2 protein-coding genes are annotated in these 1,135 nt (G+C 62.1%); both read left to right on the top strand.

Translation table 11 applies throughout. The annotated features are described in order from the left end of the window. Positions 1 to 687, top strand: a 687-nt coding sequence (locus tag BLR85_RS28330; protein WP_093165262.1) for a carbohydrate ABC transporter permease, incomplete at its 5' end; no start/stop codon positions are given. Positions 688 to 698: 11 nt separating this feature from the next. Then, the coding region (locus BLR85_RS28325; protein ID WP_139188633.1) for an ABC transporter ATP-binding protein at positions 699 to 1,135 on the top strand (437 nt) is incomplete at its 3' end.

The raw sequence follows: 1,135 nt of genomic DNA, 5'->3' as shown, positions 1-1,135 counted from the left end.
CTCTTCTCCTCGGACTGGACCACCGAGAGCTATGGCGCGGTTCAGGCGCGCTCCGACTACTTCAAGCACTTCATGAACTCGGTGACCATCTCGGTCGGCTCGACCCTCCTCGGGTTGCTGATCGCGATCCCGGCCGCCTGGGCAATGGCTTTTGTGCCCGCCAAGCGGACCAAGGACGTGCTGATGTGGATGCTCTCGACCAAGATGCTGCCGCCCGTCGGCGTGCTGATCCCGATCTACCTGATCTTCCGCGATTTCGGCCTGCTCGACACCCGCGTCGGTCTCACCTTCGTGCTGATGATGATCAACCTGCCGATCATCATCTGGATGCTCTACACCTATTTCAAGGAAATCCCCGGCGAAATCCTTGAAGCGGCACGGATGGACGGGGCCACTTTGCGCGAAGAGGTCATCTACGTGCTGACTCCGATGGCGATCCCCGGCATGGCCTCGACCGTGCTGCTCAACATCATTCTCGCCTGGAACGAGGCCTTCTGGTCGCTCCAGCTGACGAGTTCGAGCGCAGCGCCGCTGACCCAGTTCATCGCCAGCTATTCCAGCCCGGAAGGCCTGTTCTATGCCAAGCTCAGCGCCGCCTCGATCATGGCCATCGCGCCGATCCTGATCATGGGCTGGTTCAGCCAGAAACAACTCGTCCGCGGCCTGACCTTCGGCGCGGTGAAGTGAGGACAGAATAAATGGGTCATATCTCTCTCAGCCAGGTCACCAAGTCCTTCGGGGAAGTGAACGTCATTCCGCCGCTGGATCTCGAAATCAACGAAGGCGAGTTCGTCGTCTTCGTCGGCCCCTCGGGCTGCGGAAAGTCCACCCTCCTGCGGCTCATCGCCGGACTTGAGGACGTGACCTCCGGCCATATCGCGATCGACGGTCAGGACGCGACCGACGTGCCGCCTGCCAAGCGCGGCCTGGCGATGGTCTTCCAGAGCTACGCGCTCTACCCGCATATGAGCGTGCGCAAGAATATCGCCTTCCCACTGCGCATGGCCAAGCTCGACAAGGCGGAGCAGGACCGGAAAGTCGAGGAAGCGGCCCGAGTGCTCAACCTCACCGACTATCTCGACCGTCGCCCCGGCCAGCTTTCGGGCGGCCAGCGCCAGCGGGTTGCCATCGGCCG

The sequence above is a fragment of the Aliiruegeria lutimaris genome, from assembly GCF_900099935.1.
GTDB lineage: Bacteria > Pseudomonadota > Alphaproteobacteria > Rhodobacterales > Rhodobacteraceae > Tropicimonas > Tropicimonas lutimaris.
The sequence above is the reverse complement of the archived record's forward strand: the minus strand, read 5'-3'. Positions and strand labels throughout refer to the sequence as shown.